Raw genomic sequence first — 6,498 nt, 5'->3', positions numbered from 1 at the left:
GGTGTTTGACCCCATAAACCTGCCGCAAGAGTTTGCCGAGACGGAACGCGACATCGCCGATATCGCGGGCTATCCGGTCTTGCGGGCGGGCTTTACCCTGATCAACGAGCTGCGCCAGCAACAGCGCTGGCAACACGAAAGGCAATTGGCCCGCTCAGCTGAACGGGTGGCGCAATATGCGCGTCAGCATGCTGCGATCATCGCGGCCATCCAAGCCCGCGACGCGGCCGCCGCACGGGTGGCCATGCAGGCGCATCTGGCCTAGGCTCTTTGCCCATCTCGAACGCATTCGCGGCCGTAAGGACAGCCGCCGATCCATCCCCTGATCCCAAGCCAGAACGGACCCAACCATGACCTTTACCACCCGCCCCGAAATCGCCGGCACCTTCGGCGTCGTCACCTCGACACATTGGATCGCTTCGGCTGTGGGGATGAAGATCCTTGAACAGGGCGGCAATGCCTTTGATGCCGCCGCAGCCACGGGCTTTGTGCTGCAGGTGGTGGAGCCGCATCTCAACGGCCCCTTGGGCGACATGCCCCTGATGATCCGCCCCGCCGGCGCCGATGTGCCCACCGTCATCTGCGGGCAAGGCACGGCACCCGCAGGCGCCACCATCGCGCATTACCGCGCGCAAGGGCTGAACATGGTGCCGGGCTCGGGGCTGTTGGCGACCGTGGTGCCGGGGGCCTTTGGCGCCTGGATGCTGATGCTGCGCGACCACGGGCGGCTCACGCTGCGCGAGATACTGGAGCCTGCGATCTTTTATGCCCGCCATGGTCACCCGATGCTGGCGCGGGTGTCGGCCACCATCGCGGGGCTGACCGATTTCTTTCGGCACGAATGGCCGACATCGCAGGCCACATGGATGCCGGGCGATCAGGTTCCGCAAGCGGGCAGCCTGTTTGCCAACCCCGCGCTGGCCGACACCTGGGAGCGCCTGTTGACCGAGGCCGAAACCGCCCCCACCCGCGAGGGTCAGATGGAGACCGCGCGCCGCGCCTTTTACGAGGGCTTCATCGCGGAAGCGATCGATGACTATCTGAAAGACGCCTGTGTGATGGATGCGGCGGGCGGGCGGCGCAAGGGCGTGCTGACCGGCCAGGACATGGCCGGTTGGACAGCCAGCTATGAGGATGCGCTCAGCGTCGATTATCATGGCTGGACCGTGTGGAAACCCGGCGTCTGGACGCAAGGGCCCACGCTGTTGCAATCACTGATGACGCTGTCGGGCCTTGATATCGCTGCAATGGATCACCGCGGTGCCGATTTCGTGCATACGGTAACCGAGGTGCTCAAGCTGTCCTTTGCCGATCGAGAGGCCTATTATGGCGATCCGTTGTTTACCGATGTGCCGGTCGGGACGCTGTTGTCAGCCGATTATGCCGCGACCCGGCGCGCGCTGATCGGACCCAAGGCATCACGCGAACAGCGGCCGGGCAACATCGCGGGGCTGGAGGTGTCAGCCAAGGCGGCCCTCGCGCGGGCCGGGCGCGACATCACCGCCGGCCCGGGCATGGGCGCGGGCGAACCCACGATGGCGCATTTGAGCGAAAAGCGTGGCGATACCGTGCATCTCGATGTGATCGACCGCTGGGGCAACATGGTTTCCGCCACGCCATCGGGCGGCTGGCTGCAATCCTCACCGGTCATTCCGGGGCTGGGGATGCCGCTCAATTCCCGTGCCCAGATGTTCTGGCTGGAAGAGGGTCTGGCGACATCGCTGGCACCGGGGCGGCGCCCGCGCACGACGCTGTCGCCCTCGATGGCCCAGACCGATGGGCGCAAGCTGGCATTTGGCACGCCCGGCGGCGATCAACAGGACCAGTGGCAATTGATCTTGTTCCTGCGGCTTGTGCATGCCGGCCTGAACCTTCAGGAAGGCATCGATGCGCCGTTGTTTCACACCGCGCATTTCCAATCATCCTTTTACCCGCGCGCCACCAACCCCGGCCACCTGATGGCCGAGCCTGCTTTTGGCAGCGCCGTGCTGGATGATCTGCGCGCGCGGGGCCATGCGCTTGAGGTATCGGAACCCTGGGCTGTGGGGCGCTTGACCGCGGCATCGCGGTCTGCCGATGGCATGCTCAAGGCGGCGGCGACCCCGCGCCTGATGCAGGCCTATGCGATCGGGCGCTGACGCGCCCAGCCCTGCGCGGTCATTCGGCCGCGGCGGGGCGCGGCGCGGTGCGCCTTTTGGGTGATCGCACGGGCGGCGTCGGGGCCATTGCATCGCTGTCGTGCGCGATCAGCGGCAGATACAAGGCGACTGTCAGCCCTTGTCGTGTGCCCGGCGTGGGCGTGATGTCGAGCCGTCCGCCCCGGCCGGTCACCACCGCCTCGGCTATCGACAGGCCAAGGCCCGAGCCTTCGGCGGTGCCCACCTGACCAAAGCGCGCCAACGCCAGCGGCACCTCGTCGGCGCTCAGACCGCGCCCATCATCGCTGACCATGATCCGCGCCTGCCCCCCTGCGACATCGAGCGCGACGGTGATCAAGCCAAGGCTTGCACCGCCATGGCGCAGCGCATTGTCGATCAGGTTGGTCACTGCCTCGCGCAGCATCAGCCGGTCGGCTTCGGCCAACATCGGGCCGGGTGGCAGGTGCGACAGCAAATCGACATCTTGCGCCAGTGCGCGGGGTCGGAAATCATGGCAGATCTCGCGCAGGATGCGGACCAGATCAACCTGTTCCAGTGGCCCGCCCGCTGCACTTGCGCGCTCGAGCGTCAAAAGCTTGTTGGCCAGATCGCGCACCTGCCGCGCCGACGTCAAAAGTTCGCGCGCGCGCGCACGGGCAGCCTCGGGCGTGGGGGCACGATGCGCGGCCTCGGCCATGGCCAGAACGCCCGCGATGGGATTGCGCAGCTGGTGGGCGGCGTTCGAGATAAAGCGCGCCTGCGCCTGCATCGTCGCCTCGACCTGACCAAAGAGCGTGTTGAGCCTTAGCACAAGACCGCGCGCTTCGGGCGGCACAGGGCGGCGGATCGGGCTCAGATCATCGGAATTGCGCCGCGAGATGGCATCTTCGAGATCCAGCAGCGGGCGCAGACCCAGATTGACCCCGAACCACACCACCAAGGCGACCGTGCCGATCAGCACCCCCATCACGATCAAGACCTGACGCGCCAGATCGCGGAACAGCGCCTCGAGGATCGTGACGTCCTGCCAGACGGTGTAGGTATAGGTGCCTGCAATGCCGCCCACCGTGTTCACCTGTCGCAACCGCAGCGCGCGCACAGGCCGGCCGAAATAGGTGCTGTCGTAAAAGCCGTAAAACGCATCGCCATGCAGCGCGACCGCTTCGGGCGGGCGGGCGGGCGGGGTGGCGTAGCCCGTCACATAGACCCCGGATGGTGCATAGGCATGGTAATAGACCAAACCGCCCGAGGTGTCGCTGAGCAGGTCGCGGGTTTCCAGTGACAGCGCATCGCCGCCCGAGCGTGCCACATCGGCCGCAATCGCCAAGCCCGTGGTCAAGAGCGAATGGTCAAAGATGTCTTCGGCTTTGTTCTGCGTATAGCCAAGCTGCCAGACACCCACCGCTGCCGCGATGATCAACAGCGGCCCGAGAATGATCGCCGTCAGCCGCACCCTCAGCGAGGTCGAGCGCCGGACCCCAAAGCCGCGTCCGCTGATCCGGCGCTTCGTGATCATGGCGCCACTTGGTCGGCAATCAGCGCATAGCCAAGGCCCCGCGCCACGCGGATCGTCAGGCCATGCGCCTTGAGCCGCTTGCGCAGCCGCGAGATATGCACCTCGATGGCGCCTTCCTCGATGTCGGCGCCGGTGCCATAAATATGGTCGAGAAGATCGTTCTTGCTGACGGTGCGCCCCTGTGCGGCGATCAGCACCTCAAGCAAGCTGACCTCGCGGCGGGGCAGGGCAAGCGGTGTGCCGCCGGCGGTGACCTCGCGGGCATCCAGATCAAGCGCCAGCGCCCCCATCACGATCTTGCGGCGCAGCGGGCGCGGTTGTCTTCGGGCCAAGGCGCGCACCCGCGCCTCCAATTCATCCATCTCGAAGGGTTTGACCAGATAATCATCCCCTCCCGCATCCAAGCCCCGGACGCGGTCATGGGTTTCCGCGCGCGCCGTCAATACCAGCACCGGTCGCTCATCGCCGCGCTGGCGCATCGCCCGCAAGATCGCCAGCCCGTCCATTCCCGGCAGGTTGATGTCGAGGATCACGAGATCGCCGCCACCGGTGCGCAGATGTTGGTCCGCTGCCAAGCCATCGACAATGATATCGACCGAATGGCCAAGGTCTTGCATCCGATAGGCGATGCCTCTGGCGATGCCGTCATGATCCTCGACCAGCACGATGCGCATGACCCCACCCCCATTTCGCCCGACGACAGTGTGGCCCAACTGCGCTTGCCTTGCCTGTCCGTGCCCGGTCGGCCGGATCGGTGCGACAGGAAAAAACTGACCCGTAAGCTTGGCGCAAGCTTCGCAAGTCAAGACGCCGCCATCAAGCGCTTGTTTGCGCCTTGAGGATTACCGCGCGTCGCCTTTGAGACAGAGCGGACACAGGGAGGAAGACATGAACAAGATCAAGACCCCGCGCGCGGGCGCGGCCTTTTTTGCGGCATCCGCCGCAGCCCTGACGTTTGCGGCCCCGGCCGTGGCGCAGGATCTCAGTGGCAAGACCGTCGAATTCGTTATCCCCTTCTCCGAATCGGGCGGTTCTGCGAAATGGGCCAACTTCTTTGCACCGCTTCTGTCGGAAGCGCTGCCCGGCAAGCCCACCGCGATCGTGGGCTACCGTCCCGGTGGCGGCTCGACCACGGGCGCCAACTGGTTCCAGGAACAGACGACTGATGACGGCACGCTGATCTTCGGCACCTCGGGCTCGACCCAGTTCCCCTATCTCTTGGGTGATCCGCGCGTGCGCTATGAATACCGCGACTGGCAGCCGGTTCTGGCCTCGGGCACGGGCGGCGTGGTCTATCTGCCGGCTGATCTCGGCGCGCGCTTTGACGGTGATCTTGACGATCTGCAGGGCGAATTCTTCATCTTCGGCAGCCAAGGCGCCACCACGCTGGATCTTGTGCCGCTTCTGGCATTCAAGATGCTGGGCCTTCAGGTCGAGCCGGTCTTTGGCATCGAAGGGCGCGGCGATGGCCGCCTGATGTTCGAACGGGGCGAGGCCAATATCGATTACCAGACCTCGTCGGCCTATCTCTCGAACGTGGTTCCGCTGGTCGAACAGAACTTGGCCGTTCCGGTGATGAGCTGGGGCATCTTGGATGCCGCAGGTAACATCGTGCGCGATCCGACCTTCCCCGACATCCCCACCTTTGCCGAGATTTGTGATGCGACCGCCGGATGCGAAACCTCGGGCGTGGCATGGGATGCATGGCGCGCCTTCTTCGTGTCGGGTTTTGCGGCACAAAAGCTGGTATATCTGCCCGGCGCTGCCTCGCCAGAGGTTGTGGCCGCCTATGAGCAAGCCCTTGTCGACATCTTGGCCCGTCCCGATTTCGCGGAAATCTCGACTGCTGAACTTGGCGTTTATCCGCAGATGATCGGCGATGCAGCCCGTGTGGCGCATGAGGCGGCAATCACCGTCTCTGACGAAGCCCGCACCTTCGTGCTGGATTGGCTGGCTGCGGATTACGGCGTGACCATGCAGTAACGCATGCCTCGTGATGGTCCGGCGGTGCAGCACGTGCATCGCCGGCTGTTGTGGGAGCGTTGTGAAAAATCCGTCCGCGCGCCCTGCGCGGGCGGGGTTTATCCCCGGTCTCGGGCGGCCGAGAGCGGGTGAGGGGAGGGCGCCGCCATGGAAATCCTGAATGTTGCGCTTCCGGCGCTGGGCGATGCGTTCCTGACGGTCATTCAGCCCCAGCACCTGATGTACATGGTGGCGGGTGTGCTCTTGGGCCTGTCGATCGGCGTTCTGCCGGGGCTTGGCGGGATCGCGGGGCTGTCGCTTGTGCTGCCCTTCATGTTCGGGATGGACCCGGTCTCCGGGCTGGCGCTGATGGTGGGTCTGATCGCTGTGATCCCCACATCGGATACGTTTTCCTCTGTGCTGCTGGGCATTCCCGGGAGTTCGGCCAGCCAAGCCACGGTGCTTGACGGGTTTCCCCTGGCGCGCAAGGGACAGGCGGCACGCGCCTTGTCCGCGGCCTTTGTGTCTTCGCTTTATGGCGGTCTGTTGGGGGCGCTTGCCCTGACGATGATCATTTTCGTGGCGCGACCCCTGATCTTGGCCTTTGGCCTGCCTGAAATGCTGATGATCACGGTTCTTGGCCTGTCGATGGTGGCGATCTTGGCCGGGCGTATCCCGCTCAAGGGTGTCGTCGCTGCCGGTCTGGGCTTGCTTGCGGGCACCATCGGCACGGCGCCTGCGGGCGGGTCGCTGCGCATGGCGACCTATGACATTCCCTATCTGGTCGATGGTCTGCAACTTGTGATCGTGGGCCTTGGCATCTACGCCATCCCCGAAGTGATCTCGCTTCTGCGTCAGGATCGCTCGATTTCCAAGGGCGGC

The 6,498-nt window shown here is 65.0% G+C and carries 6 protein-coding genes; 4 read left to right on the top strand and 2 right to left on the bottom strand.

Features of this window, described 5'->3' with window-relative positions:
* Both Q0094_RS07540 and Q0094_RS07535 read left to right on the top strand, forming a co-directional pair.
* Nucleotides 1–265, top strand: a 265-nt coding sequence (locus Q0094_RS07540; protein ID WP_297617242.1) for an FCD domain-containing protein, incomplete at its 5' end; no start/stop codon positions are given.
* A gap of 85 nt (nucleotides 266–350) precedes the next feature.
* A complete protein-coding gene (locus tag Q0094_RS07535) occupies nucleotides 351–2,138 on the top strand; it encodes a gamma-glutamyltransferase family protein (protein ID WP_297617239.1) in 1,788 nt (595 codons plus the stop codon).
* A 19-nt stretch (nucleotides 2,139–2,157) separates the two neighbouring features.
* On the opposite strand, the gene Q0094_RS07530 is transcribed toward Q0094_RS07535, so the two are convergent.
* The gene (locus tag Q0094_RS07530) at nucleotides 2,158–3,654 is read right to left on the bottom strand and encodes a sensor histidine kinase (RefSeq protein ID WP_297617237.1); all 1,497 of its coding nucleotides are present in this window, start codon (nucleotides 3,652–3,654) and stop codon (nucleotides 2,158–2,160) included.
* Nucleotides 3,651–4,328: a response regulator transcription factor gene (locus tag Q0094_RS07525; RefSeq protein ID WP_297617234.1), complete on the bottom strand. Its 678-nt coding sequence runs from the start codon at nucleotides 4,326–4,328 to the stop codon at nucleotides 3,651–3,653. The genes Q0094_RS07530 and Q0094_RS07525 overlap by 4 nt, the downstream gene beginning before the upstream one ends.
* Nucleotides 4,329–4,542: 214 nt before the next feature.
* Here Q0094_RS07525 and Q0094_RS07520 point away from each other — a divergent pair, with 214 nt between their 5' ends.
* Both Q0094_RS07520 and Q0094_RS07515 read left to right on the top strand, forming a co-directional pair.
* Nucleotides 4,543–5,637, top strand: coding sequence for a tricarboxylate transporter (locus Q0094_RS07520; protein WP_297617231.1), 1,095 nt, complete (start codon nucleotides 4,543–4,545; stop codon nucleotides 5,635–5,637).
* Between the two features lie 147 nt (nucleotides 5,638–5,784).
* On the top strand, nucleotides 5,785–6,498 hold a 714-nt coding region (locus Q0094_RS07515; protein WP_297617228.1), incomplete at its 3' end, for a tripartite tricarboxylate transporter permease.

It is taken from the genome of uncultured Roseicyclus sp. (genome assembly GCF_937892565.1).
Lineage (GTDB): Bacteria > Pseudomonadota > Alphaproteobacteria > Rhodobacterales > Rhodobacteraceae > Roseicyclus.
The sequence above is the reverse complement of the archived record's forward strand: the minus strand, read 5'-3'. Positions and strand labels throughout refer to the sequence as shown.

Excerpts from the sequence above, each read along its gene's own strand:
- Q0094_RS07535 (WP_297617239.1), top strand. The coding sequence starts at position 351 with ATGACCTTTACCACCCGCCCCGAAATCGCCGGCACCTTCGGCGTCGTC.
- Q0094_RS07530 (WP_297617237.1), bottom strand. The coding sequence starts at position 3,654 with ATGATCACGAAGCGCCGGATCAGCGGACGCGGCTTTGGGGTCCGGCGC.
- Q0094_RS07525 (WP_297617234.1), bottom strand. The coding sequence starts at position 4,328 with ATGCGCATCGTGCTGGTCGAGGATCATGACGGCATCGCCAGAGGCATC.
- Q0094_RS07520 (WP_297617231.1), top strand. The coding sequence starts at position 4,543 with ATGAACAAGATCAAGACCCCGCGCGCGGGCGCGGCCTTTTTTGCGGCA.